Source organism: Myxococcus sp. AM010 (genome assembly GCF_013372585.1).
Classification (GTDB): Bacteria; Myxococcota; Myxococcia; order Myxococcales; family Myxococcaceae; genus Myxococcus; species Myxococcus vastator.
In genome coordinates this window covers 26,740-52,320 of the sequence record NZ_JABXEO010000042.1, presented here as the reverse complement: position 1 = coordinate 52,320, position 25,581 = coordinate 26,740, and the positions used below count along the sequence as shown (strand labels likewise).

General features: G+C 69.8%; 18 protein-coding genes and 1 pseudogene. 7 read left to right on the top strand and 12 right to left on the bottom strand.

The genetic code is table 11. The features are described 5' to 3' along the window. Window positions 1-182 precede the first annotated feature (182 nt). Window positions 183-2,360, bottom strand: a complete 2,178-nt coding sequence (locus HV826_RS19940) for a 3-hydroxyacyl-CoA dehydrogenase NAD-binding domain-containing protein (protein ID WP_176418615.1) — start codon at window positions 2,358-2,360, stop codon at window positions 183-185. Window positions 2,361-2,400: 40 nt separating this feature from the next. After that, the gene (locus tag HV826_RS19935) at window positions 2,401-3,612 is read right to left on the bottom strand and encodes an acetyl-CoA C-acetyltransferase (RefSeq protein ID WP_176418614.1); all 1,212 of its coding nucleotides are present in this window, start codon (window positions 3,610-3,612) and stop codon (window positions 2,401-2,403) included. A 585-nt stretch (window positions 3,613-4,197) separates the two neighbouring features. Here HV826_RS19935 and HV826_RS19930 point away from each other — a divergent pair. The 3 genes and pseudogenes from HV826_RS19930 to HV826_RS19915 all read left to right on the top strand — a co-directional run bounded on the left by HV826_RS19930 (window position 4,198) and on the right by HV826_RS19915 (window position 5,945). After that, window positions 4,198-4,521 (top strand): hypothetical protein, encoded by a 324-nt coding sequence (locus HV826_RS19930; protein WP_176418613.1) that lies wholly within the window; start codon window positions 4,198-4,200, stop codon window positions 4,519-4,521. A 40-nt stretch (window positions 4,522-4,561) separates the two neighbouring features. Then, a pseudogene (locus HV826_RS37315) lies at window positions 4,562-5,218 on the top strand (TIGR02269 family lipoprotein). Next, window positions 5,208-5,945, top strand: a complete 738-nt coding sequence (locus tag HV826_RS19915) for a double-CXXCG motif protein (RefSeq protein WP_176418610.1) — start codon at window positions 5,208-5,210, stop codon at window positions 5,943-5,945. The pseudogene HV826_RS37315 and the gene HV826_RS19915 overlap by 11 nt, the downstream one beginning before the upstream one ends. A 216-nt stretch (window positions 5,946-6,161) precedes the next feature. Here the strand turns inward: HV826_RS19915 and HV826_RS19910 are convergent, their stop codons facing one another. The 6 genes from HV826_RS19910 to HV826_RS19885 all read right to left on the bottom strand — a co-directional run bounded on the left by HV826_RS19910 (window position 6,162) and on the right by HV826_RS19885 (window position 15,852). Further along, window positions 6,162-7,178 (bottom strand): hypothetical protein, encoded by a 1,017-nt coding sequence (locus HV826_RS19910; RefSeq protein ID WP_176418609.1) that lies wholly within the window; start codon window positions 7,176-7,178, stop codon window positions 6,162-6,164. Between the two features lie 181 nt (window positions 7,179-7,359). After that, on the bottom strand, window positions 7,360-8,622 hold the full coding sequence (locus HV826_RS19905) for a sensor histidine kinase KdpD (protein ID WP_176418608.1): 1,263 nt from the start codon (window positions 8,620-8,622) through the stop codon (window positions 7,360-7,362). Window positions 8,623-8,888: 266 nt separating this feature from the next. Then, window positions 8,889-11,210: a GAF domain-containing protein gene (locus tag HV826_RS19900; RefSeq protein ID WP_176418628.1), complete on the bottom strand. Its 2,322-nt coding sequence runs from the start codon at window positions 11,208-11,210 to the stop codon at window positions 8,889-8,891. A 177-nt stretch (window positions 11,211-11,387) separates the two neighbouring features. Continuing rightward, a complete protein-coding gene (locus HV826_RS19895) occupies window positions 11,388-14,165 on the bottom strand; it encodes a TonB family protein (RefSeq protein ID WP_176418627.1) in 2,778 nt (925 codons plus the stop codon). Between the two features lie 236 nt (window positions 14,166-14,401). Then, window positions 14,402-14,866, bottom strand: a complete 465-nt coding sequence (locus HV826_RS19890) for an SMI1/KNR4 family protein (RefSeq protein ID WP_255217306.1) — start codon at window positions 14,864-14,866, stop codon at window positions 14,402-14,404. A gap of 518 nt (window positions 14,867-15,384) precedes the next feature. Beyond that, window positions 15,385-15,852, bottom strand: coding sequence for a helix-turn-helix domain-containing protein (locus HV826_RS19885; RefSeq protein WP_368670955.1), 468 nt, complete (start codon window positions 15,850-15,852; stop codon window positions 15,385-15,387). 439 nt (window positions 15,853-16,291) lie between these two features. On the opposite strand from HV826_RS19885, the gene HV826_RS19880 reads away from it, so the two are divergent. Continuing rightward, window positions 16,292-17,017 (top strand): DUF2378 family protein, encoded by a 726-nt coding sequence (locus HV826_RS19880; protein ID WP_176418605.1) that lies wholly within the window; start codon window positions 16,292-16,294, stop codon window positions 17,015-17,017. A gap of 57 nt (window positions 17,018-17,074) precedes the next feature. Here HV826_RS19880 and HV826_RS19875 read toward each other — a convergent pair whose 3' ends face one another. Next, a complete protein-coding gene (locus HV826_RS19875) occupies window positions 17,075-18,229 on the bottom strand; it encodes a CARDB domain-containing protein (RefSeq protein WP_176418604.1) in 1,155 nt (384 codons plus the stop codon). A gap of 378 nt (window positions 18,230-18,607) precedes the next feature. On the opposite strand from HV826_RS19875, the gene HV826_RS19870 reads away from it, so the two are divergent. Beyond that, window positions 18,608-18,976, top strand: coding sequence for a response regulator (locus HV826_RS19870; protein WP_176418603.1), 369 nt, complete (start codon window positions 18,608-18,610; stop codon window positions 18,974-18,976). A 5-nt stretch (window positions 18,977-18,981) separates the two neighbouring features. On the opposite strand, the gene HV826_RS19865 is transcribed toward HV826_RS19870, so the two are convergent. After that, window positions 18,982-21,387, bottom strand: a complete 2,406-nt coding sequence (locus HV826_RS19865) for an ATP-binding protein (RefSeq protein WP_217918694.1) — start codon at window positions 21,385-21,387, stop codon at window positions 18,982-18,984. 226 nt (window positions 21,388-21,613) lie between these two features. Between HV826_RS19865 and HV826_RS19860 the strand changes: the two genes are divergently transcribed. Then, window positions 21,614-23,911, top strand: coding sequence for a sensor histidine kinase (locus HV826_RS19860; protein ID WP_176418601.1), 2,298 nt, complete (start codon window positions 21,614-21,616; stop codon window positions 23,909-23,911). A gap of 12 nt (window positions 23,912-23,923) precedes the next feature. On the opposite strand, the gene HV826_RS19855 is transcribed toward HV826_RS19860, so the two are convergent. Both HV826_RS19855 and HV826_RS19850 read right to left on the bottom strand, forming a co-directional pair. Further along, window positions 23,924-24,202: a hypothetical protein gene (locus HV826_RS19855; protein ID WP_255208389.1), complete on the bottom strand. Its 279-nt coding sequence runs from the start codon at window positions 24,200-24,202 to the stop codon at window positions 23,924-23,926. Window positions 24,203-24,355: 153 nt separating this feature from the next. Then, a complete protein-coding gene (locus HV826_RS19850; RefSeq protein WP_255217305.1) occupies window positions 24,356-24,892 on the bottom strand; it encodes a hypothetical protein in 537 nt (178 codons plus the stop codon). Here HV826_RS19850 and HV826_RS19845 point away from each other — a divergent pair. Next, window positions 24,891-25,580 (top strand): response regulator transcription factor, encoded by a 690-nt coding sequence (locus HV826_RS19845; RefSeq protein WP_176418599.1) that lies wholly within the window; start codon window positions 24,891-24,893, stop codon window positions 25,578-25,580. The genes HV826_RS19850 and HV826_RS19845 overlap by 2 nt on opposite strands. Window position 25,581: the final 1 nt, after the last annotated feature.

Below are 25,581 nucleotides of genomic sequence, written 5' to 3'. Positions count from 1 at the left end.
GAGCGCCTCGACTCCAATTCTTGCTCGGGACCGTGCAGGCAAACCCGCTTGTCGGCAGGTGAGCCCGGCAACGGACTCCGTGGCTTGGAGAGGTCCGACCGCAGGGCGGCGAGCAGCTCCGCCTCGAACTCGCGAGCCACCCGTTCGAGCACCTGCGGTCGGACCTGTCCTTGCGTGCGCCGCTACTTCAAGAGCTCGCCTCGCTCGGCCTTCTCGATGAGGGACGCCGGCGGCTCGAAGTGCGCGCCGTAGCGCTGCGCGAGCTCACGCGCGCGGGCGATGAAGCCCCGAAGCCCGTTGCCCGTCCGGCCCTCGTAGCCGTTGATGAACTGCACCACGCCGCCCGTCCACGCCGGGAAGCCGATGCCGAGGATGGAGCCGATGTTCGCGTCCGCGGCGGAGCGCAGCACGCCCTCATCGAAGCAGCGCACCGTGTCGATGGCCTCGGCGAACAGCATCCGCTCCTTCATGTCCTCGAAGGGGATGGTGTGGCCGGGCCTGGTGAAGTGCCGCGCCAGGCCCGCCCACAGGCCCGTGCGCTTGCCGTCCACGTAGTCGTAGAACCCGCCGCCCGTGGAGCGGCCCTTGCGCTGGTGCTGGTCAACCAGCGCGTCCACCACGGCGTAGCTGCTGTGCTCCACCCAGGGCTTGCCCTCCGCCAGGGTGGCCGCCTTCGTCTCCTGACGAATCTTGCGCGGCAGCGTCAGCGTGAGTTCGTCCACCAACTGGAGCGGGGCGGCGGGGTAGCCCGCCTGGAGGCCAGCCTGTTCGATGGAAGCGGGCGAGAGGCCCTCGCCCACCATGGCGATGGCCTCGTTGAGGAAGGTGCCGATGACGCGGCTGGTGAAGAAGCCCCGGCTGTCGTTGACGACGATGGGCGTCTTCCCAATCTGCACCGCGATGTCGATGGCCTTCGCCAGCGTGGCGTCGCTCGTCTTCTTGCCCGCGATGAGCTCCAGCAGCGGCATCTTGTCCACGGGGGAGAAGAAGTGCATGCCCACGAAGTCCTCCGCGCGCTTCACGCCCTCGGCGAGCACGGAGATGGGCAGCGTGGACGTGTTGGACCCGAGCACCGCGTCCGGGGCGACCACGTCCTGCACCTCCTGGAAGACCTGGTGCTTGAGCTTCACGTCCTCGAACACGGCCTCGATGACGAGGTCACACCCCTTGAGGTCGGCGGCGTCCGTGGTGGGCGTGATTCGCGCCAGCAGCGCGTCACCCTTCTCCTTCGTGGACTTGCCCCGCTGGATGGCCTTCTCCACCAGCTTCACGGAGTACTGCTTTCCCTTCTCCGCGGACGCGAGGCTCACGTCCTTGAGCACCACGTCGATGCCGGCCTTGGCGCAGACGTAGGCGATGCCCGCGCCCATCATCCCCGCGCCCAGCACGCCCACCTTCTTCGCCGTGTACTGCGGGTAGTCCTTGGGACGACCGCCGCCGGAGTTGATGTGCTGCATGTCGAAGAAGAACGCCTGAATCATGTTCTTCGCGACCTGCCCGGTGACGAGCTCGGTGAAGTAGCGCGACTCCACGGTGAACGCGGTGTCCACGTCCACCTGCGTGCTCTCCACCGCCGTGGCCATGATGGCGCGGGGCGCCGGCATGTTCGCGCCCTTGAGCTGCTTGCGCAGGTTGGCGGGGAACGCGGGCAGGTTCGCCGCCAGCCCCGGAGACGACGGCGTGCCGCCCGGAATCTTGTAGCCCTTCTGGTCCCACGGCTGCTGCGCGGTGGGGTTGGCCTTCACCCACGCCTTTGCCGCGGGCAGGAGCGCCTCCACGGAGTCCACCACCTCATGGACCAGGCCGGCCTCCTTCGCCTCCTGCGGACGGTAGCGCTGGCCCTGGAGCAGCACCTTCATCAGCGCGTCCACGATGCCCAGCATCCGCACCGTGCGCACCACGCCGCCGCCACCGGGCAGCAGGCCCAGCGTGACTTCCGGCAGGCCCACCTGGGCGCCCTTCACGTCCGCGATGATGCGCCGGTGACACGCGAGCGCGATCTCCAGCCCGCCGCCCAGCGCCGCGCCGTTGATGGCCGCGACCACGGGCTTGCCCAGCGTCTCCAGCGCGCGCAGCTGCGCCTTGATTTCCTGCCCCAGCTCGAAGGACTGCCGCGCGTCCTCCTTGCGCACCTTCAGCAGGTCCTTCAAGTCCCCACCGGCGAAGAACGTCTTCTTCGCGGAGGTGAGGATGACACCGGTGAGGGTGTCCTTCTCCTTGACCAGCCGGTCCACCGTCGCGCGCATGGACTTCAGATACGCGGCGTTCATGGTGTTCGCGGACTGGTTCGGGTCATCCAACGTCAAGACGACGATGCCGTCGGCGTCCTGGTCCCAGCGGATGGTGCTCTGCTCGCTCATGGGGTTCGCTCGAATCCTGTCGAAGTGTTGGAAGAGAAGCTCAGACGCGCTCGATGAGTGTGGCCACGCCCATGCCACCACCCACGCACAAGGTGATGACCGCGCGGCGCGCCTTGCGACGCTCCAGCTCGTCCACCATGGTCCCCAGAATCATCGCGCCCGTGGCGCCCAGCGGGTGCCCCATGGCGATGGCGCCGCCATTCACATTCAGCTTCTCATCCGGAATGCCCAGGTCCTTCTGGTACTTGAGCACCACCGAGGCGAAGGCCTCGTTGAGCTCGAACAGGTCGATGTCCTTCACCGACAGGCCCGCAATCTCCAGCAGCTTCCGGGTGGCCGGAATCGGACCGGTGAGCATGATGGTGGGGTCCGAGCCGGACGTGGCCACGGCGGCGATGCGCGCGCGCGGCGTGAGGCCCAGCGACTTGCCCACCTGCTCCGAGCCGATGAGCACCAGCGCCGCGCCGTCCACGATGCCCGACGAGTTGCCCGGCGTGTGGACGTGCTCGATGCGCTCCACGAAGTGGTACTTCTGCAAGGCCACCACGTCGAAGCCGCCCGCCTCGCCCATGACGGAGAAGGACGGGTTGAGCTTGCCGAGCGACGCCACGGTGGAGTCCGGGCGCATGAGCTCGTCATGCGCCAGCACGGGGAGGCCGTTCTGGTCCACCACCGGGATGACGGAGTTCTTGAAGTAGCCGCCCGCCCACGCCTTGCCCGCCAGCTGCTGCGAGCGGGCCGCGTAGCGGTCCACGTCCTCGCGCGTGAAGCCCTCCATGGTGGCGATGAGGTCCGCGGAGATGCCCTGCGGGACGAAGTAGGTGTCGAAGTTGGTGGCCGGGTCCATGGCCCAGGCGCCGCCGTCCGAGCCCATGGGCACGCGAGACATGCTCTCCACGCCGCCCGCGATGACCAGGTGCTCCCAACCCGAGCGCACCTGCTGGGCGGCCATGTTCACCGCCGTGAGGCCGGACGCGCAGAAGCGGTTGAGCTGCACGCCGCCCACCGTCTCCGGCAACCCCGCCGCCAGCACCAGGGTGCGGGCGATATCTGCGCCCTGCTCACCCACGGGGGAAACGACGCCGAGCACCACGTCGTCGATGCGCTGGGGGTCCAGGTTCGGGTGACGCTGCTTGAGCGCGTCCACCAGCCCGGTGAGCAGTGAAATGGGCTTGGTGCCGTGCAGCGCGCCCTTCTTGCCCTTGCCTCGTGGGGTCCGGACGGCGTCGAAGATGAATGCTTCCTGGCTCACGCAGAGCCTCCTTGAGACGAAGATGTGGGTCTACAGGGAACGGGCGACGAGTTCTTTCATGACCTCGTTCACGCCGGCAAGGCTTCGCAGCACACCGTACCCTCCGAACAACTGCAAGCAACGGTCGGCGACGATGCACGCCGGGTCCGTCACCCACCCGGTAGAAGTCACCGTCACGCACCGCGCGTGCGGAGAGGGCCTGGAGGACGGAGCCCGTCCCCGGCTCCGTCATGGCGATGGCCGCGCCCTGGACACCCAGCCGTCCGGCGGCGATGCCCTGGACAGCCCGATGCCACGGCTGCCTCCCGCCATCAGCAGCGCGCGACCCGCCAGTATCGAGCTGGTGGCCATTGCGCTTCCTTGCCCACGCCGGCGCTGTCAGGGCGATGACGGGTGTCTATCAACAGAGCGTCAACAGTGTGCTTCGTCTGGATTTTCAAACACTTCCAACCTATTGCGTCATCCCTCCCGGGCGCGGCCACTCCGGCGCCCATTCCTGCTTTTGCAGTTTTCCCCGCTCGGCTCGATACTGCGGGGTGCCGGGACACATTGTGTGGTCCGGCCACCCGTCGTCGTGGAGTCATCATGAACCTGCTTTCAAAGACGCTGTTCGTGAGCGCAGTGGCCCTTGTCACGCTCTCCCCGCTGTCCGCGTCGGCGCTGCCTCCGGATTGCGACGTGCAGTGTGCCGACGAAGCGCCCTGCTCGCTCCTCTGTGCGGTGCCTTGGGGGGTGCGCATCATCACCTGTGAGCGGTGGTTCAGCGACTACGAGCTGGGCGGCACGTGCACGCCGGACGCGCAGATTCCTTCCGAGGAGGAGGATGAGCTGTCGTCGGTGGAGCCGCGCCAGGGCAGCATGCCTGGCATGGCGGCGGCCTGCCTGTCCGCGCCGGTGAGCGCCCGGTAACACGCGTCCCCCTGGGTCGGCCCGCTCCGCGCATCCTGGCGTGGGGCGGGCGCCGTCGGGTGACTCCAGAGCCTGCGTGCGAAACCCTGTCCTGTCGTGGTGCGTGCTGCTGGTGGCCTGGCTGGGCATCGCGTGCGCCGCTCGACCGCCGCGGGTGCGGGTCTGGGAAGAGGTGAAGGCCTCCCGCTGTGCCGCGCCTGTTGAGGAGCACTGCGTGGTGCTCGGCTGTGAGGAAGGCGTTTGCGGCTTCTTCGCCTGCGAGGATGTCAGCGAGTCCGGCGCACCCGCGACCTCGTCCGTGGATGCGCCCGCCACCGGGCAGGTGCTGGCCCTGCGACCGGGCTTTCCCATGGGCCCGCCCAGGCCCGGACGGTGGTGGCGCAGGGCGCCCTGGCTTCGGCGGGGTGCCGAGCCGGAGATGACGTTCCGCTGATATCCGGAACGCCCGCCGCTACGGCCACCGCCCGTCCTGCCCGCGCCCCAGTTGCAGAAGCACCACCTGTTCCCCCAGGCCCCAACCCTCTCGGCGTGGTTCAAGGAACGTGGCATCAACATCCACGACCACACGATACTCATCCCCACCCATGTCCACCGGCGCATCCACGGCGGCGGACCTTCCGAGGCCTGTGGAACGAAGCGTGGCGGCAGTTCATCGAGACACGAGGCAACAAGGTGCGGCGGGCCCTGTGACGCCTGACGAAGAGTCTCGATTGCGCATCTATCAAGTCGAGTCGCCGCGACCTTCGCACTACACGGGGAGCCTGCATGCCGCGCATCGATGGAGCCTGCCCGGACTCGCGGACTGTCCCGGCTGTGGCGCGACCTGGAGCACCGCCGGACTTCACTATCCATGCGTGGACCTGACCGCGCACCCGACACGGCACGAGTACGAAGAGCCCCGCCCGGAGCCATACGCGGAGTGGGCTCGATTGCGCGAACAGATACGGCCCCAGGTGCCCCCCGGGTTTGCCTTGATGCCCGGGACCAAGTTGGGCCCGCTGACCGGACGCGCCTCCGGCACCTTCGGACAGCTACATTTTCAAGCGTGGGCCCTGAGCCTCCGCCGTGAAGCGCTGGAACAACTGCGGCGAGCAGGACTGCAAGGGTTGAACGGCTGCGCGATGCAACTCACGGGGAGCGGAAGGAACCCGCCCGAACTGCTCGAACTCGAGCTGACACCCTGTGGACGCTTCCACCCGGACTGCCTTCCGCCCGACCGCGAGCCCCCGTGCCCCACATGTGGCGTTGAGAGCTACGAGCTCCCCACCCCCTACTTCCTTGACGCGGCCTCCCTCCCCACCGCGGTGGACGTCTTCCGCCTCGCGGACTGGCCCACGCTCATCCTGGCCACCCAACGCTTCGTGGACGCGGTCCACCGCCTGGAGCTCGACGGCGTCACCTTCCGCCAGGTCGCGGTCCGCTGACCCACTGCCATGAGCAATCCGCTCCCTGCCTCCAGCGCGGCGCGCGAGGCGAGGACGCAGCTCACGAAGAGCCCTTTCGAGAGAGCCGGGCAACATGTTCAGCCTGGATGCGGCAGCCGCCGCGCTCGGACAGGCTCGGACTCCACGGCATCCTCCCGAGGGGTAGGAGGAAGGCCGCTACTGCGCGCGGCAGGGGGGCCGCGAAGACGTCAACGCCTAGCAGGCTCCACAGTCCGCGGCGCAGCTGTCCGGCGTGTTGCTGGTGCCGCAGCGCTCGGAGAGCTGGCACGTCCCGTCACCACACTTGTAGATGTCCTGGGGGCGGATGCGGGTGGTGAGCGGCCGGTACACGACGCCGTTGTACGTGCAGCGCGTGTAGTAGGACCGCGTGGGGTCCTGCTGGCAGTACGTCTGGGCCGCCCCCACGTGGGAGATGACGGCCGCGCAGTCCGGGTCCCCGCTCCACGACGACAGGCCACACGCACGCACCGTGCTCTCGTCGTAGGCCAGATAGGGCGCGTCATTGGCCGCGAAGAGCCCCTGACCATTGAAGAGGTTTCCGAAGAAGACGGCCTCATGCTGGTTGTAGGTCTGCAGCTCCTCGGCCGTCGTCGGAATGGCATTGCCCTGCGAGTCCTTGCCCTGCACGGAGATGTTCAGGTGCACGCCGTACTTGTTCACGTGTGCCGCCAGGCAGCTCGACACCAGCTGCTGCTCGGCCTCCGGAGCAACCGGACTCGGCGGAGGCGGAGGCGTGGGGCTCGACCACGTCGGCGCCAGCCCCAGGGAGCCCTGCCAGGTGTGCGTGGTGCCCGCATGCGTGTACGTCAGCGCCTGGCCGGAGGCGAGCGCGCACCGGACGATGTATCGCATCACCTCTTCGGCCTTGACGGGGTCCGCGCTGAACCACGTGCTGAAACCATTCGTCGACAGGCCATTCGTCGACAGCCCATTCGTCGACAAGCCATTCGTCGACAGCCCATTCGTCGACAAGCCATTGGTGGACAGGCCGTTCGTCGACAGCCCGTTCGTCGACAGCCCATTGGACGACACCAACCCATCCGACTGGGTGCCCAGCGTCTCGCGGGCCATATCCATCGGCTCCGCCGGGCCACACCCCACGGCGGCGACGAGAAGCAACGCTGGCAGCAGCTCCCACCGGTGCGCACAACGGCGCCCAGCGTAGGTGACCTTGGAGCTGGAACAGGTCTTCGAGGTGGGGTGGTGATACATGGCTGCCTCCGGTTTTTGGGGGTAGCCGCGTTTCTCGCGGCCAAGATAACCGGTAGTCCTTCTTTTCCCCTCTGACAGGTGCCCTCTCGGGCAGTTCGCGCATGTCGGTCATGCGGCAAACACGTAGTCCGTGCGCCGGCTGACGCTCAGCGCACGTTCCGCCCAACCGCCAACGTTGCAGTCACACGCGACGTCTCACGCCCGAGGGTGCGGGCACCTGCGACTGTCGCGCGTCTCGTGGCATCTTCACCGTAAAGGTCGTCCCCGCTGCCGCGGAGGAGGTCACGCACACCGCGCCTCCGTGCGCCTGGACGATTTGTTTCACGATGAAGAGCCCCAGCCCCAGGCCACCAGCGCCGCGACGGTGGCCCTTCCCAGCGCCGGTGCCCACCTGCCGGAACGGGTCGAACAATGTCTCCAGGTGTTGAGACGGAATGGGCGCCCCGGTGTTGTGGACCTCCAGGACCTGCTCACCGTCCACGGCGATACATTTGAGCCGGACGGGCGCGTCCTCGGCGCCGTGCTCCAGCGCGTTGCCCACCAGGTTGCTGAGCACCTGCGCCATCCGGTCCGCGTCCCAGAAGCCCTCCGACGCGCCCTCCACGTCCAAGGTGATGTGCCGGCCAGGATGCGCGGCGGACAGCTCCTCCACCACCATCCGGCAGACGATGGCCAGGCTGACCGTCCCCAGGTGCAGGGGAATGCCGCCCGCGAGCCGCGCGCGGGTGAGGTCGAGGATGTCGGAAATCATGGCGCCCATCCGCGCGGCGCTCGCCTCGATTCGCTGGGCGCACTGCTGCTGCTGGACCGCCGGCAGCGTGCGCTGCGCCATGGCCCGGGCGGACAGGGCGATGGCGTTCAGGGGATTGCGCAAGTCATGCCCGAGGATGCCGATGAACCGCTCACGAAACTCCGCCTCCTCGGTCAGCCGCTGAAGCGCCAGGTGGCGCGCGGTGCCATCCAGGGCCTCGCGTGCCAGCCGGGCCGTCGCGTGCTCCAGCGCGCCCTCCGCGCGGTGGCGGGCCTCGCGCTCACGCTCCAGCGCCTCGCGGAGCGCCTGCGCGTCGTCCGCGTCATCGGGCAGCAGCCACAGCACGAAGGCATCCAGCGCCTTCGTGCCCACGGCCCGGAAGCGCGCCTCCATGTTGCCCTCGCGGGCGATGCGCAACACGACGGACACCGGCTCGCCCGTGTCCACCACGCGGGCGCAGTCCTCCAGGCGAAGCCCTCGCACGCCCTCCTGCTCCCAGCGCGACACGCAGGCGGGCAGGACCCAGCCGTGCCCCACCGGCTCGGCGGACGCCCCTGGCGTGGCCTGGTGGAAATCGAGCACCTCCCCCGCCGTCCCTCGCACCGGCTCGAAGCGCAGGCAGGGCGCGGGGCCTCCCGCATGCGTCGTCCAGGTCCAGGCGGAGCCCCACTGCGACGACAGACACACCCCCATCGACGTCCCCCTGGCACGCGCTCCAGCCCCGATGCTCGACGCCCGGTCGCGGAACGCACGCGGGACAAGAGTGACAAATCTCAGGGAGCGCGAACGTGTACGCGAGTGCCAACGCGGCCCTCAGTGCTCACTCCGCGCCAGTGCCAACGCGCCACGCGGTCCGATATCCGCCGCGGTGTCGTCATTCCGCAATGGCCCTGCGCGAACGTCCTGGGCCGCGGAGCGTTTGCTCACGTCAGCAGGGGCCCACGGCGCAGCGCACCTTCTCAGACCGCCGCGCGGGGCAAGCGCACGGTGAAGGTGGTGCCGTGCTGCTCGGAGGACACGACCTCCACGCCGCCGCCGTGGCCGCGCACGATATCCTGCACGATGTAGAGCCCCAGGCCGATGCTGCGGGTGGACTGGCCCTCCTTCAACGCGCCCCGTGTCAGCGGCTCGAACAAGCGCGGCAGCAGCTCCCGGGGGATGGGGGCGCCTCCGTTGAAGACCGACAGCAGCGCGGCCTCCCCCTCCAGCCGTGTGTCCACCCGCACCGGGGCGTCCGCGGGGCTGTAGGCCAGGGCATTGCCCAGCAGGTTCGTGAGCACCTGCGCGATGCGGTCCGAATCCCATTCGCCGCGCACCTCGCCCTGGACCTCCACCTCCACGCGGCGCCCGGGGTTGGCCACCAGGAGCTCATCCACCACCTGGTGCACCACCTCCCGCAAGTCGGTGGCCTGACGGTGCAGGGCAATGCCGCCACCCAGCCGGGCCTTGGTGAAGTCCAACAGGTCGCGAATCATCCGGGCCGCGCGCTCGGTGGCCTGGCCAATGCGCCACACCATGCGCTGCTGCGACTCCGTCAACGCCCCCTTCTTCTCCAGCAGCCCCGCCGACATGGAGATGGCCGCCAGGGGATTGCGCAAGTCGTGGGAGACGATGCCCACCAGCTGCTGCTCGAACTCGGCGCGCCGGCGCAGCTCCTCCTGTGAGCGCTGCTGCTCCGCGAACAGGCGCGCGTTCTCGATGGAGAGCGCCGCCTTCGCCGCCAGCTCCTCCACCAGCTCCTGGTCCTCCTGGGTGAAGCCCCGGCCCTGGCCCATTCGCCCCACGGCCAGCGTCCCCACCACCTTGCCCTGCGCCCTCAGCGGCACGCACAGCAGGCTGCGCAGCGCCTCGCCCTGTCCCAGCTCCCGCTGTTGCTCCTGGGACAGCTCGGGCACGAGCAGCGGCCGTCCGCCACGCAGCACGCAGCCGCTCAGCCCCGCGCCCGGGAGCAGCGGCGCCCCGTCCTCCCCCTGACTGGAATGGCTGGCCGCCACCTCCAGCCGCGTCCCGTCATCGGACAGCAGGCACAGCGTGCACGCGTCCCCCAGGAAGTAGGCGACCTGGCGGGTGATGGTGCCCAGCAGCACGGACAGGTCGCGGTTGGTGGCATCGAAGGCGTCGGACGCCTCCGTGAGCATCTGCAGCCGGGCGGCGGCGGCCCGGGCCACGGCATGGGCCCGGCGCTCCTCCGCCGTCAGGTGCACCCGGTCCAACGCCTGGGCGCACGCATGCGCCAGCGCGGTGAAGAAGGCCCGGTCCATCTCCGTGAAGGTCCGCGGCCGCGCGAAGGACAGGCCAATGGCGCCCAGCGCACGTCCCTTCACCAGCAAGGGCAGCGCGAGCGCCGCCTCGTGGAGGCCTCGCGTATCCATGAGGGGATAACGCGCGCTCCACTCCTCCGGCGAGCCCACCCAGATGGCCTGCTGCTCCCGCAGCGACTCCACCAGCGGCATGGCCGCCGTCATCGGGATGCGCCGCCACCGGCTCAGCACGCTCTCCGGGTAGCCAATGGCGTCCACCACCTCCAGCGCCTCGCCCTCCGCGTCCAACAGGTTGACGGTGCCCGCCTTCGCGCCAGCGGCCACCAGTCCCTGTTCGAAGAGCGCGCGGCACACCTGCGGCACGGTGGCCGCCTCCGACAGCCGGGCGGCGAAGTCCCGCAGCCGGTCGATGTAGCCCGCGGCCCTCAGCGCGGCATCCCGCGCCTCGGCCTCCTTCTGCCGCACCAGCTCCGCCTGGCGCCGCACCTGCTGCTGCGCGCGGAACAGCTCCACGAAGACGGACACCTTCGAGCGCAGCACCTCCGGCGGGAAGGGCTTCTGGAGGAAGTCCACCGCGCCGGTGGCGTAGCCGGTGACGAGCTCCGCGTCATCGCGACCATAGGCGGTGAGGAAGATGATGGGGACGTTGCGCGTGCGCTCGCGCTGCTTGATGAGCGACGCCGTCTCGAAGCCGCTCAGCCCCGCCATCCGCACGTCCAGCAGGATGACGGCGTAGTCCTCGCGCAGCAGGAAGCGCAGGGCCTGCTCCCCCGAACAGGCCTTGTCCATGCGCACGCCCAGCGGCTCGAGGATGGCCTCCAGCGACACCAGGTTCGACACATGGTCATCCACCAGCAACACGGCGGGGGTCTCCGAAACCGCCTTCGCCTGGCGATGCGGGTCTTCGTCCGTCACCCGCGGGTGCGTCAGCGCCAGCCGGCTGGCAGCGGTGGCTCCCCGGCTGAAAGGGAGGCCTCCGCGCTGCAACGGCACCATCGTTGGAATCCCGTCCTGCGACATGAAGAAGTCACCTGGTGTGCGGTGGTCAGGAACTCGGCCCATGCGCTCCGGGCCCCCAGGAGCGGACCGGCCCCCGGAACAACTGGCGGCGCGGGATTACACCGCGCGGCGCGCCGTCGTGCCCAGGTGAAGGCGGAGTCGCGGCGCCAAGCGTGCGCTATCCATCAGTCCTCGTGCTCAGTAGCGCCCCTTCACGCCCAGGATGGGCAGGGCGATGGGCAGCCCCACCGCGTCCTTGCGCAGCGGGAAGCCGTTGCCACCCTCGTACTCGAAGCCCAGCGTCTCCCGACGGAGCGTGACGTTGAGCATGTCCAGGTACGCCTCCAGGCTGAAGGTGTCGTAGACCCACGACTTGGACAGCCGCACGTCGAAGCGGAGGAAGGCAGGCAGCCGATCCACGCGATCTCTGTCTGACTTGACCCAGGCTGGCCGGCCGGCGGTGTCTTCACCCGGGCGGTGCGTCTGCGTGCCCAACGTGCCGTATTCAGGGCGCCCGGTGTTGAAGTGCAGCACCCCGCCCAGCGTGACGTTGTTGGCGAACTTGTAGCTGAGCACCAGGTTGAGGATGTGCGTCTGGTCGAAGGCGAAGGGCAGGTCCGCCTCCGCCTCGCCCACCCGGTGGCCCTCCGCGTCGTAGCGGTAGAAGCGCGTGCGGCGCGTGCTGCGCTGAAGCGAATACGACAGCCAGCCAAACCAGTTGTCGCCCAGCGGGTGGCGCAGCAGGAACTCCAGGCCGTAGGCCATGCCGCTGCCGCGGAAGTCCGGGAAGTCGAAGTCCGAGCGGTCGGGGATGCCACCGTCATCCCCCAGTTGCATGCCGCGGCGCAGGCCGCCTGGAGGCGTCTGGGTGTCCGGCGGCTCGTCCTCCCCCAGGCCCTCATCGGAGAAGGGCGTCAGCTCGAGGGTCCGCAGCATGGGGTTGAGATAGACGTCCAACCCCACCTCCAGGCCGCGCCACGCCTTCCACTCCGCGCCGACGGAGAGCTGCACGCCTTGCTGGAGCCCCAGCAGCAGGCTCCCCACGTCCACCACGGGCAGGCTGATGAGGGTGGTGGGCGGCTGATGGAAGAGGCCCGCCCCGCCCTTGAGCGTGAGCGCCTCCGACACCTTGTGGCGCACGGTGAGGCGCGGCTCCAGCGCGCGCCGGTCAATCCCCGGCGACAGGTGGTAGCTGTCCACGCGCAGGCCGGGCACCACGGCCCACTTCTCATGGGGCTGCCACACCAGCTCCGTCCACGCCCCCATGAAGGTGCCCAGCGCCACGGGCGCCACCTCCATGTCCACGTCGGGGCCGCCGTCCTGCTGGAGCAGCTCGACGATGGCGCGCTTGTGCTCCACGTCCGCCCCGGCGCGCAGCGTGGCGCTGGGTGACAGCGTCGCGGTGTAGCCCAGGCGCGCGGACCAGTGCCCCTGGTCGATATGGATTTCGGTGGCGTCGCCAGGCGGACTGCGGCTGACGATGGCGAAGCGGTCCAGCCCCCACGTCCCGCCCACCTCCAGCTCACCGGGGCCCACGGGGTGCCGGTGCCGCAGGTCCACCCGGTGGAAGACAATGGACTGCAGCGCGGTGTCCCCCCACTCGTCCTGGGCCTCCGAGCCAAAGGTGTCGGACGAGCCAAAGGCAAACAGGCGCAGCGTGCCCTCGCCCAGCCGCTGCTCCACCCGGCCCTGGTAATCCCAGAAGTCGAGCACCACCTTGGGGTTCTCCCGACCGGGAGGGGGCGGCGCCTGGAGCTGGTTGGCCGCCAGGGCGATGAGCCAGGGTGTATAGGAATAGCGGCCGGCCAGGCTGACGTTGGTGCCCGTGTCCTTGAACGGCGTCTCGATGAAGAAGCCCGCGTTGATGAGGTCCGCGTAGGCGCTGCCGTGGACGCCGTCATCCCGCGGGCGGCTGAGACGCCCGTCGATGGCGCCCCCCATCAACCGCCCATACCGGGGCGGCGGTGAGCCCGGATAGAAGTCGATGGCGTCGATGAAGTCCGGGTGGATGACGGCCGGGCCCAGGAACAGGTGGAAGAGGATGGGGACGCGGATGCCATCCAGGAAGTAGCCCGTGGCCGCGGGCTGGCTGCCGCGCACCACCGGGTAGGCCACGCCGGACACCATGCTGCCCACGCCGGGCAGCAGCATGACGACGCGGAAGGGGTCCCCCATGGTGCCTGGCACCTCGCGCAGCTCCGCGTCATGCAGGGTGACGCGGCTCACCTCCGTGCGCTCGCGGTCCCCCCGCACCACCGTCTCGTACGGGTTGATGATGAGCGGCTCCAGCCCGTACACCACCTCCAGCGCCTCGTTCGCCTTCAGGCCCTCGCGGAAGACGGCGGGCTTGTGGCCGGGGGCGGTGATGCGCACCGGGTGCACGCCCGCGGGCCAGCGCGCCTCGAAGCGGCCGTCCACGTCCGTCTGCACCGGCGCGTCCGGCTGCGCGTCCGACACCAGCGTGGCCCCCACCAGCGGCCGGCGGTTGCCCTTGGTGCGCACCAGGCCCTTCAGGGTGATGGGCGCCGCGGGCGTGGCACCCGCGGAGCTGACCGGCGCGGGCGCCTCGAAGCGGTACTCGAAGAAGATGCGCACGGCCACCGGCAGGCCGTCCACGGTGGCGGGGGCGAAGCGCAGCGACGGCGCCGCGTGCAGCGCCGCCCGGTCCAGCAAGGGATGCAGCCCTTCCACCAACGTGGCGGACTCCACCTCGCCCGCGTCGTCGATGAGCAGCTCCAGCTTCACCACTCCCGCGACGCCCTCGGACGCCAGCCCGGGAGGATAGGGCGCGGGCGAGCCCTGCACCATCGCGGGCGGAGTGAACGCGGGCTCCGGCACACCCGCGTCCTCCGACAGGGGCGCGTCCGTCTCCACGGCCCAGCCCGCGTCGGTGCGCCGCAGCTCCCGCTCGGCCTGGGTGGCGCCCCCGTCGTCCGGCGTCCCCGCGTCCTGCGCGTGCGCCCGAGCCGCGGACATGAACAGGGCCACCACGGCGACCGCCGCGCGCGCTGCTGGCCTGCCTGTCCACCACCCAAGTCCGCGGGTCATTCCCTCACCAAGCGGGGCGCGGCGCACCCTGTCCCGCATGAGGCCAGGGAGACGGCGGGGTGACAAGCGGCTTGGGGTGGACTTGCGCGGGCCGCGTCAACTCGGGGCGCGGCGCCAGCCTTTTCATCAACCCAACGAGAGGCCCCGGTGCGTTCTGGGGCCCCTTAGTCGTTTTCGGGCTCGGGGAGCCACCAGAGCTGATTGTTGCTGCGCAACGTGCGCTCCAGCCACGCGCCGAATGACGGTGCAATCTGGACGACCTGCTGTGGATACGTCTCGTGGTAGGCGTCGAGAATAGGATACGCGTCGCCTGGCCGGGATGCGTCGAGCACGGAGTAATCGTCGTCCCCCAGGTCAGCGATGGTCCACCAGTGCGGCGAGCCCATCGCGTCCTCGTCACGGAACCGCATGGCGACGCGAGCGCGGCGAACTTCTCGCAACGGGAGTAGCCAGAACGTCTGGTTCGGCCATGGGCGAAAGAGCGTTGCGCCATCGCAGTGCAGATAGAACGCGCGCAGGTCTTCGTCCAGGCGCCAGCCGACGCGCTGCTCGAACTCCTCAAGCTGCGCTGGAGTGGATGGAGCGTTCGGGTAATGCCGAGCGGTAACTTCCTCTAGCAACGGCAGCATGGGGCTAGTCGGCATAGGGCCTATCCGGACCGATGCGCCGCCACTTCGCGGACCCGGCGTAACACGCTGGATACTCCAAGTTGTATACGGAGTGGACCTCGCTCGGCACTGGCAGGATGTTGGCCGTCGCGGACCCGCATGCGCTCACGAGCGGCACGCCAATGCATGTCAGCAGGACACCTCTTCAGAACATTGAAATCCGAATATCATCGCCCAAGCGGTAAGGTAAGGGGCCCGTTGGCGGCCGTCCCGTTGAGTAGGCCTGCGCTCCCTGGTGCCCAGCCGTTGCTCGCCACCAGGGGCCCCGCTGCTGCCATCCACAGTCCCCTCGGTGCACGGCGCCCCGGCTGAACAGCGAAGCGTTGCCGCACCACGCCTCACGCGCACGAGGCCTCCTCACGAAATCACAGACACCCGAAGACGCATCAGGCCTGCCCCCCAGGTAGCGCCGGGAACCCATCCCGGCACGGAAGCACCCACCTCCGGACAATCAAGGCCTCACCGTCCGGAGTCCGCCCTCACCGCTCCGGCAGGAGGGCGGCCGCGACCTGGTTCATCAGGTTGAGCTGCCTGCGCGACATGCGCCGCAGCGTCCGGAGCACCTTCCGCATCTCCGGGAGCTGGTCCCTGTGCCTGGAGTCGCCCTCCCAGAGCGCGGCGCCAACGCTGGCCGCCGTGGCGAGTCCCAGCCCGACGTCCGCCGACAACCGCAGCGCCAGACACAGGCGGAACAGGGTCGGCACGCTGGGCATCATCTTCCCCCGCTCCATGCGCCCATAGACTTCCGCGGCGATGCCCACACGCGCCGCGACATCCGCCTGGGTGAGCCCCGCGAGCAGCCGCGCGCCTCGCGCGGCCTCGCCCACGTTCTCCGCCAACCGGCTCTCCAGTTGCTCGCGCGACTTCCGGGCGCGCGCCGCCGGGTTTCGCGGCGGGGAGCGGGGCCGCTTGCGGGGAGGAGCAGGACCTTCGAGGTGGGTCTTCACTGCGTCAACCTTGTGAGTACGGGCCAAGCTCACGCCCTGCCCGGGAACAGGTCGCGCTCGGTCACGAGTTTTCCTGCGACTTATAACCCAGCACGTCCTCAGGCGAAATACCGATATAGAGGGTAGTCACCTGCCCCGCACCCTCCGCGAAAAGTGTCGTACCCGGAACCACACATCCGGCAGACGTCCAGGCGTCAGCCCGCGTGGCCCGTCCGGCACCGGGTCCGTCCGGCCCTACTCGTCATGTCTGTCATTGAGGGAGGGGCAGCCAATCCCTTCACAAGAATTCGACGACCAGGGTTGCCTCGCGAAAGCACTCCATGCAATGTGCATCATCAAGGCCACACTTCCGCGACCTGTCTGTGAAGCCTCCTGGACCGGAGGCCCGCGGCTGGACGCGTGAGTCTGGGCATGGGCGGCCAAGGCGTTCGCCGCCCCTGTGGGGGCCCGCATCCACCCTGGAGCACGGCACGTCTGGCTTCGGCCTGGCGGCGCCCCACTTTTCTTCCGGAGTCCCCCCGCAATGGAATTGAGATTGACCTCGCACCTGGTGCGAGACCCCGCGCCGCCTCAGCCCCTGGGGCCGGAGGCCTCGCGCGAGCTGCGTCAGCGCTGCGCGCTCGCTACCCCCGAGGACACCGCGCGTGGCATGTTCTTCCGGGGGGTCCTGGAGACGGTGCGGCGCGTGGGCGGCTCCAGCATGGAGCTGCGCTGCCGCCAGGGCCTGCCGGAGAAGCGCTACATCGACTTCTTCAGCTACCCCATCACCCAATTCCTGCCGCTGGCCTTCCAGGCCGCCGACCTGCTCTCCGAACACTGCGGGGGCCTGGCCGCCGCCCATCGTGTCCTGGGCCAGAAGGCCGCGCAGGACTTCCTGGAGTCCATCGCGGGCCGCACCCTGCTGATGCTCGCCTATGACGAGCCCCGGCTGCTGCTCGGGCAGCTCCCCACCGGGTTCCTCGCGGCGGTGAGCTACGGCGAGCGGAGCATGGTGTGGACGGGGCCTCGCAGCGGCCGCTTCGTCATGAAGCGGGACTTCATGCCCACCGCGTACCACGAGGGAGTCCTGCACGCCGCCCTGGACGCCGTGGGCGCGCGCGACCTCGGGGTGCAGGGGCGCGAGCTGGGCCTGCTCGACGCGGAGTACGCGCTGTCCTGGCGCTGAGACGCAACACCACCGGGGGCCCCGCCCCACTTCCAGTGGGACGGGGCGGCGCTTCGACTACAGCAGCGAGCAGAGCAGTCCGGGGAAACGCGAACCGGCGGGGCAGTCGTCGCCCTGGCAGTACTTCACGCCCGAATCGATGGCGGGGTTGGCCAGCAGCGCGGGGACCTTCACGTTGCAGGTGCCGATGGCGCTGTTGCCGGAGGCGTCCTGCACCGCGTACGTGAAGTTGTAGACGCGGCCGTTGCCCAGCAGGGCCGCCTCGGCGCGGACCATCGCGGACTTGCGGTCCGGGGTCAGCTTGATGTCGTCACACGCCAGCAGCCGGAGCAGGGACAGCGCGTCGTTGGACTCGTCGGAGGTGACGCGGATGATGCTGGCCGACGCGTCCAGGTCGAGCTCGCCGCCGCAGTTGTCGGCGGCCGGCATCGCGCAGTCAGCCAGGGACACCAGCACGTAGTCGGAACCCAGGACCGGCTGGAGCACCAGGCCGCGGTTGGCGCCCGGCGTGGGGGCGCTGACGTCGACGACCGTCACGTTCGCCGAGCACGTGCTGGTGGCCGCGCCGTCGGAGACCTGGAGCTGCGCGCTCGTGGTGCCCAGCCCATAGGGGCCCGCGGGCGACTGCTCCACGGAGAACGGCCCCGGGAAGCCATCCGGGTCGAACGAGCCGTTGTCGATGCTGGCGCTGCCCTGACAGGCCGCGTCCGCGGGGACGGTGACGTCCTGGCATTGGGCCACCGGCTGCAGGTTGGTGGCACAGGGGACCTCGAAGTCAATGGAGGCGAAGTTGTTGTCCTCGTCGTCCTCCGGATAGGTGCCGTCCTCGTCCGCGACGACCACCACCTTCGTGGTGCCCTCCGGCACCGTGTACGACAGCGAGAAGGGGAAGCGCTCTCCACCCACCAGCCAGGGGACGCTGACGGTGCCCAGCCGCACGCCGCCAGCGCCCGGCGTCCCCGCGTACACCGCCGCGGTGGAGTCCCCGATGCCCGTGAGTGCCTCGTTCTTGATGGCCGCGGAGAGCGTCAGCGCCGTCGCCGCGCACGAGGCGGACAGGTCCACCACGCTCAGGTCCAGCCCCGTCTCCTTCGCCTCCTGTCGCTGGGCCTCCATGTTGATGTCCGCCGAGCGCTCCTCGGGGAGGGTGCCCTCACAGCCCGTCAGAAGAAACAACGCCGTCCACGTCGAGACGCCATGATTCCGTGTCATGTCTGGTTCCTGGCATGCCGGGAGCACGCCTGCTCTGCAGGGGGAAATGCCTCTCAATGAGGCCACTCTTTTATGTCGAGTCGTTTACCCGGATACCACGGACTCCCAGTGCATGTGGAGGCAAATATTCTCACCAGCCTGTATGAAGGCGCGCTCCCACCGGGGTGATTGACGACACCTCACCTTGACTCTTGATAATCCAGACATGGAGCGATGCATGCCTGACACCCATGAGTCAAATCAGACATATACCAGTAAAAGCCGACTTAACTGCCAAGCCCCGCATCGTGTCGCGGTGGACATCTGGGGCGTCCACGGGCGGACGCATTGCCCTGGGGCACTGGCGGACATTGGACTTCAGTACAAGTCTACGGCCTCATGTGCACGCCCAACCTCGTCCTCCTCGTGGAAGACCATGCCGACAGCCGGGAGCTGTTGGAGGAGTTCCTCACCCTGGAGGGCTTCACCGTGGAGACGGCGGGCAACGGACTGTCGGCGTGGGAGCGCCTGAGCCGCCCGCCCATGCCGAATGCCGTCCTCCTGGACCTGATGATGCCGGTGATGAGCGGCTGGGAGCTGATGCGCCATGTGCGCCAGGACGCGCGGCTGAGCGCCCTGCCGGTGGTGGTGGTCTCCGGCGCGGGGAGCTCTCAACCCCTGCCCGAAGGCATCCGAGCCACGGTGCCCAAGCCCGTGGACTTGTTCGAGCTGCGCGCCACCCTGGAGCGGGTGGTGAGCCCCACCTGAGCGCGTCAGTTTGCCGGCAGGCGGGGCAGCGACACCCGGAAGGTGGTGCCCGCCTGGGCGGTGGAGGTCACCTCGATACGGCCGCCGTGCCCCTTCACCACCTGCTCGACGATGTAGAGCCCCAGCCCCAGCCCGCTGCTGCCCGCGCCGCCGGCACCGGCCATGGCGCCGCGCCGGAAGGGGTCGAAGAGCCGGGGGAGCATCTCCGGGGAGATGGGCTCGCCGGGGTTGTGGACCTCCAGCACCACGGCGTCGCCACTGTCCGACAGCCTGAAGGACACAGGGGCGTCCGCGGGGCTGTATTGGAGCGCGTTGCCGCCCAGGTTGCTGACCACCTGGAGCAGCCGGTCTCCGTCCCACGCCCCTTCGTAGCGGCCCGGCTCCACCCGGAGCGCCAGCTTGCGCTCGGGCCACGCCGCCTCCAATTCATCCATCCCCATCCGGACCACGGCCCGCAAATCACTGGCCGTGCGTTGGATGGGAATGCCGCCCCCCAGCCGCCCGCGCGTGAAGTCGAGCAGCTCTGAAATCATGCGCTTCATCCGGTCGCCGGAGCGGGCGAGGCGCGTCACCAGGCGGCGCTCGCGCTCTGGGAGCGCCTCGCTGTGCAGCAATTGGGTCGCGGACAGCTGGATGGCATTGAGCGGGTTGCGCAGGTCATGGCTGACAATGGCGATGAGCCGCTCGCCGAAGCGGGCCGCCTGCAGCGCGGCCTCCTGGGCGCGGCGCCGCTCTGAGACATCCACCAGGGTGGCCACCGCCGCGACGATGGTGCCCTCCCGGTCCAGGATGGGCGCGCTGGAGAGCAGCACCGTGACGTACTGGCCATCCGCGCGGGAGATGAGCATCTCCTCGCCCCGCACCACCTCGCCGTGGCGCAGGCTGCGCACCAGCGGCAGGTCCTCCATGGCGTAGGGCCGCCCGTCCGGGCGCAGCGAGACGCCATGGTCCTCCACGTAGAACTGCGTCGACGAGGAGGGCTGGAAGGGCCTGCCGGTGATGACCTCCACCTGGCGGCTGGCCATCACCAGCCGGCCGGACGGCGCGTCCGCGATGAAGACGCCCGCGGGCATCTGGTCCAGCACCGACGCCAGCCGCGCGCGCTCCGCCTCGATGGCGCCCAGCAGTCGCTGCCGGTCCATCTCCATGGCCCTGCGCTGGGTGATGTCCACCACGGTGACCACCCGCTCCTGCACGCGGCCGGCCTCATCCTTGAAGGCCGTGACATGGGTGAAGGCGGGGAAGCGGGTGCAATCCTTCCGGATGTGCAGGGACTCGTATTCGTGCGACGGCTTGGAGTCCGCCGCCGAGATGTGCCGAGGCAACACGCCGCGCGCTTCTGGCGCGTAGGTGTCCTCCAGCCGCCGTCCGGCCAGCTCCTCCGGGGCATAGCCGTGCATGCGCGCGAAGGCGGGGTTCACCTCGCGCAGCCGCTCCTCGGCCGCGTCCACCACGGCCACGCCCACGCCCAGCCGCTTGAAGACCTGCTCCCACCGCCGCAGGCCCGCTTCACTCTCCCGGAGGCGCTCCAGGGACGCCTCCGCCACGGCGCGCGCCTCGCGCTCGCGGTTGTGCGCCTGGGCCTGCAGCAGCAGCGCGGTGGTGCGCGCCGCCATGGCCCGGAAGAGGAACTGGTCCTCCTCCGCCAGCTCGCGGGAGGCGCGGCTGCCCATCAGCACCACGCCCATCAGCTGCGTCCCCAGGAGCAACGGCACCCCGAACAGCGCGGACAGGTCCGCCGCGCGCAAGGACGGCTCGCTCACCCGGCTGTCCGTGCGGGCCTCGTGCACCAGCAGCGGCTGGCGCGTGGCCGCGACGGTGCCCGTGAAGCCCTCCCCCATGGGCACCACGTCGCCCACGGCCATCCCCGTCCCCGTGCCCACCACGCTCTCCACCCGCATGGCGCCGTCCTCCAGCAGCAGGACGGCCGCCACGTCCACCACTGCCACCGTCTCCCGCAGCACCTGGAGGAGGCTCGGCAACAGGTTCGCGGCGTCGGTGCTGCCCAGGGCCGCGGTGCTGATGCGGTCCAGCGCCTGCAACGTGCGCTCGCGCGCCAGCGAGTAGCGGCTGACGGAGGCCGCCACCGCTTCATCCATGGCCTCGTGGAAGACGAGCTCCGACTCCGGGTGGTGGGTGGCGTTCTCCCGGGACGTCCACAAGCGCAGCACGCACGCGCGAAGCAGCCGGTACTCCGTCACCACCTGCCGCAGGGCGAAGCCCTCGCCCAGCCGCTCAATCGCGTGCTGGTCCGGAATCTCCTCCAGGCCCTCCTCCGCGCCGCCGGGCGAGCCGCGGCGCATCAGCGAGGCGACGACCTCCAGCAGCCGGGGCAGCCCATCCCGCAGCGCGAGCCTTGGCAGCGCCTGGGCCGCGGGGATGCGACGCACCTCCACCTCCCACGCGGACATGATGGCTTCCCGCTGCTGCAGAAGGAACTCGGCCAGGTGGATGGGCACGCCTTCGTGGATAGGCGTCAGCGCGGCCGGCGACAACGGCAAAGCGCGCCGAGTGCCCGGCAGCGGAAAATGTCCGAAAGCCCGCAGCCACCTCGCACGTCCGGAGTGCGTGTCACGGACACTCCTTGAAAAGAGCGCTGGAGGCCGCCGGGGGTGGCGCTGTTAGGGTCCCTCCGACATGAGCGGGCGCGCACGGTTTGCCTGGGCGCTGGGGGTGGGATTGTTGGGCCATGCGCTCAACCGGCATCCCGTGGAGCTCATCCCAGGCATCGACATCCTCCTGGGTTTCTTCGTCATCATCCCCGCGGCCCCGCTGCTGGGACCCTGGTGCGCGGGGTTGGCGGCCGGCATCGCCATGTCCGTCACCGTCCAGCTCTGGGGCCACCCCTGGGCCATGCTGGGCGCGATGATGGAGGCCGTCGTCCTGGGCGCGCTCACCCGGCGCTACTGGCCCCTTCAGGCGGATGGGCTCTACTGGCTGGCGGGCATCCCCTACCTCTTCGTCAGCTACCACCTGGGCGTGGACGTCACGGCGACGAGCGCGCTCGCCATCGCCATCAAGCAGGCGCTCAACAGCCTGGTGCCGGCGCTGATGACGCAGGTGGTGCTGATGACGCCCGCGGCGCGCGCGCGGCTCTGGCCCCTGCTGCCGCCCGGGCTGCGCACCTTCCCCCTGTCATCGGCGGTGGGCTCGGCGCTGCTGCTGGCGCTGATGCTGCCGCTGATGCTGGTGGGGACGCTGGAGGGCCGGGCCCGCTATGCCGCCGAGCTGCGGCGGATGGATGACCAGGGCCTCTCCACCGCGCACCTGTTGGCGGAGACGGTGGACGCGGAGCTGGCCTCCGCCCAATCCCAGACCGCCTTGCTGGCGAGCGTCATCATGGACGAGTGGGAGCGCGAAGGGGAGCGTCCATCCCAGCCGCAGTTGGAGGAGCTGCTGCGGGACTGGGTGTATCACTCCGCGTTCGCGCTCAACTGCGGCGTCGGGGACCGCGACGGCAACCTGGTGGCCATCTGGCCGCCGCTGGGCGTGGCGGCCCAACCGCTGGCGGGCGCCAACTTCGCGGACCGCGCCTACTTCCAGGAGGTCCGCGGCACGCGCGCGCCCGTGGTGAGCGGCGTGTTCGAGGGCCGCGCCGCGGTGTCGGGCCCCGTCGTGGTCGCGGTCGCGCCGTTGCTCCGGCAGCAACGCTTCGAAGGCTTCACGTTGGTGGCCATCAACCTGCTTCGGATGCGAGCGGTGGCGCAGGAGCGGCTGGCGCCGGGCCAGCGCGCGCTGCTGGTGGACCCGGACGGCAACGTGGCCTTCGACACCGGCGCCACGCCCGGGCCGAAGCCCCGGTCCCTGAAGGGCACCGCGTGGGGGGAGATGCTGTCGAAGCTGCCCGCCACGGGCACCCGCACCTATGACACGGAGCCCCAGGCCCCCAGGCCGCGGCGGACCCAGGGGACGCGGCACCTGACCAGCGCGACGCTGCTCCAACCGGGTTGGCGCGTCGTGGTGGAGCATCCGATGAACTTCATGGACTTCGGCGTCGTCGGCAGCTACCGCGCGCTGCTGGCCACCCTGGCGCTGGCGCTGGTGCTGGCCATCCCCGTCACCCGTCTGCTGACGCGCATGCTCTCCCGGCCGGTGGAGGCCGTGTCCCAGGCCGCGGGCCGCATGGCCGCGGGCGCGCGCGACGTGCGCGCCTTCGGGACGCTCCACCGCTCTGGCGCCATCGAGGTGGAGAAGCTGGGACTGGCCTTCGACGAGATGGCGGCCCGGCTCCAGCGGCACCTGGAGGAGGTGGAGCGCGTCAGCCAGGCCAAGGCGGCCTTCTTCTCCATCGCCAGCCATGAGCTGAAGACGCCCCTGGCCACCCTCAAGCTGCGCTTGCAGCGGCTGCGTCCGCACACCGTGCGGCAGCAGGACCTGGTCCTCATGGACCGGCAGGTGGACCGGCTGGCGCGGCTGGTCAATCAACTGCTGGATGTGTCCGAGCTGGCCAGCGGCCGGCTGTCACTGGAGCAGGTGCCCCTGGAGCTGTCCACGCTGGTGCGGCGGGTGGCGCAGCGGCGCGCGGCGTCCGCGCCCCAGCATCAACTGACACTGAAGCTGGAGCGCGTGGACGGCTGGTGGGACGAACCCCGGCTGGAGCAGGTCGTCTACAACCTGGTGGACAACGCCATCCGCTACAGCCCGGAGGGCGGACCGGTGGAGGTGGTGCTCCGGCGGGAGGACGGTGACGTGCTGCTGGAGGTGAAGGACCGGGGCGTGGGCCTGGGGCCGCGCGGGGGCGAGGAGCTCTTCAGCCGGGCCCTTCGCGGCGGCACGCTGTCCACCATCAGCCGCGTGGAGGGCCTGGGTTTGGGATTGTATTTGAGCCGTGAAATCATCACCCGCCACGGCGGCAGCATCCACCTGGCTGCCCGCGAGGGCGGCGGCACCTGCGCCGTGGTCCGCCTGCCGCGGAACGACCCGCGCGAGGCTTGACGTGCACGCCCGCTATGGGTCGACGGGTGGCACGTCGGGCCAGGGCCGCGGCAAGGAGGGCGCTGCCACGTGTGTCAGCCGTAACAAGCCGCGCCCCAGGTCGAGCTGGTAGCGGACGCGAAAACCCGAGTCGAGCACCACCAACCCACCCTGGTCCGACCTCAAGGGCCCGTCGAGCGGAAGGCCCGCGACGAGCGCGCCCAGCTCACACTGGAGCTGCTCTCGCACCGGGGTCGAACATCCCGCCAGGGTCCGGAGTGCCCTGGGAGCGAGCTGAAGTCGAAGGGCCATGGTTGTTTCAGACTGACGAGCCATGGCGATGACGACAAGCTGTACCCGGAGTGCATGTTTGACGTCGGCTTCCAGCCCCATGAGGGGACCACCCCTCACTTCGCTGTGGAGTGCCAGACAGCCAAGGCGGTGGAGACGCCGTCCGGGCCGGGCTTACCGCTGCCGCGCGAGGATGCGCCGCCCTTCGATGTCGATGGCGTAGGTCGCTTCCATGTCCATGATGATGTTCTGCTTTTCACAGACATCCGGACGCAGTGTCACACGGACGAAGGTCACACCTTCGGGACCTGGGGACGCAATCACTTCGTCCAAAGGCAGGAAGTCGTCGAGCGCGAGCTGCATGGCCGTCACCAGCGCCCCTGTCAACGTCGTCCGCGTCTCCGCCGGGAGGTCGAGCGGGAACTCCACCCGCGCCGCCCCCTCTGGAGACGCGTGCAGTGGGCGATACGGACGCTGGAAGAGCGCACAAGCGGGCAACAGCAGACACAGGGCGCGGAGGCGTCCACGCTTCAACTCAAACAGCCAAGGGGACCTGGACGTTTCCAAATTGAAAACCTGTTTCATTCCCCCGCCTCCATCAGGAAAACCCAGCGGGAGGCCCAGGATGTCGGCCACCAGACGAGGCGTGCGCGGGCCCCTGGCGCGGCCCTCGGGTCCGGGGTATTTGAGACTCCTCGCCTCGTCCACCATGGCCCGACCGCTCCAGCATCTGCTTCTCGTCGAGGATGACCACGCCTGGCGCGAGCGGCTGACAGTGGTTGCTCACGCGGAAGGGGTGAAGGTCTCCCACGCGGCGGATGGCCAGGAAGCCCTGGACTGGCTGTGCACACACCCCCGGGCGAGCCACCCGGACCTCATCCTCCTGGACCTGGTGATGCCGCGGATGGACGGGTGGGAGCTCTACGGACAGCTCCGGACCAACGCGCGGCTGCGCCACCTGGGCGTGCTGATGTTCTCCAGCGCGCTGAGCGGCCAGGAGCCCCCGCTGGACGGCGTGGTGGGCTACCTGCGCAAGCCGCACGCGCCCGAGGCCGTGGACGGGGCCCTGCGCGCCCAGCTTCGCGGGCTCCCCCAGCTCCCCGCCCGGGACTCCGCCGAGCCCTACGCACTGCACCTGCCCGAGGACGTGTCCCTGCCGCTGCGCACCCTGCCGGGCGCCCTGAGCCACGCGGTGCGCCTGCACCTGCTGCGCGCCGCGGAGCTGGTGGGCACGGAGCTGCCCCTGGCCTCCACCTGGCTGATGGCGCTCCCTGGGACGCCGCCCTCGCTGCTGGTGACGGTGGAGGGCGTGCAGGTGGAGCTGGAGGTGGATGACGCACAGCGACGGCTCACCGTCCGCGACGTCACCCTGTCACCGAACCTGCGATACGGCGCCTGAC

Coding starts and splice junctions, on each gene's coding strand:
- HV826_RS19860 (WP_176418601.1), top strand. CDS start 21,614: ATGAGCGGGCGCGCACGGTTTGCCTGGGCGCTGGGGGTGGGATTGTTG.
- HV826_RS19855 (WP_255208389.1), bottom strand. CDS start 24,202: ATGGCCCTTCGACTTCAGCTCGCTCCCAGGGCACTCCGGACCCTGGCG.
- HV826_RS19845 (WP_176418599.1), top strand. CDS start 24,891: ATGGCCCGACCGCTCCAGCATCTGCTTCTCGTCGAGGATGACCACGCC.
- HV826_RS19865 (WP_217918694.1), bottom strand. CDS start 21,387: ATGTCCGCGTGGGAGGTGGAGGTGCGTCGCATCCCCGCGGCCCAGGCG.
- HV826_RS19910 (WP_176418609.1), bottom strand. CDS start 7,178: ATGTATCACCACCCCACCTCGAAGACCTGTTCCAGCTCCAAGGTCACC.
- HV826_RS19940 (WP_176418615.1), bottom strand. CDS start 2,360: ATGAGCGAGCAGAGCACCATCCGCTGGGACCAGGACGCCGACGGCATC.
- HV826_RS19890 (WP_255217306.1), bottom strand. CDS start 14,866: ATGCTGCCGTTGCTAGAGGAAGTTACCGCTCGGCATTACCCGAACGCT.
- HV826_RS19900 (WP_176418628.1), bottom strand. CDS start 11,210: ATGTCGCAGGACGGGATTCCAACGATGGTGCCGTTGCAGCGCGGAGGC.
- HV826_RS19870 (WP_176418603.1), top strand. CDS start 18,608: ATGTGCACGCCCAACCTCGTCCTCCTCGTGGAAGACCATGCCGACAGC.
- HV826_RS19895 (WP_176418627.1), bottom strand. CDS start 14,165: ATGTCCGCGGCTCGGGCGCACGCGCAGGACGCGGGGACGCCGGACGAC.
- HV826_RS19930 (WP_176418613.1), top strand. CDS start 4,198: ATGAACCTGCTTTCAAAGACGCTGTTCGTGAGCGCAGTGGCCCTTGTC.
- HV826_RS19850 (WP_255217305.1), bottom strand. CDS start 24,892: ATGGTGGACGAGGCGAGGAGTCTCAAATACCCCGGACCCGAGGGCCGC.
- HV826_RS19905 (WP_176418608.1), bottom strand. CDS start 8,622: ATGGGGGTGTGTCTGTCGTCGCAGTGGGGCTCCGCCTGGACCTGGACG.
- HV826_RS19875 (WP_176418604.1), bottom strand. CDS start 18,229: ATGACACGGAATCATGGCGTCTCGACGTGGACGGCGTTGTTTCTTCTG.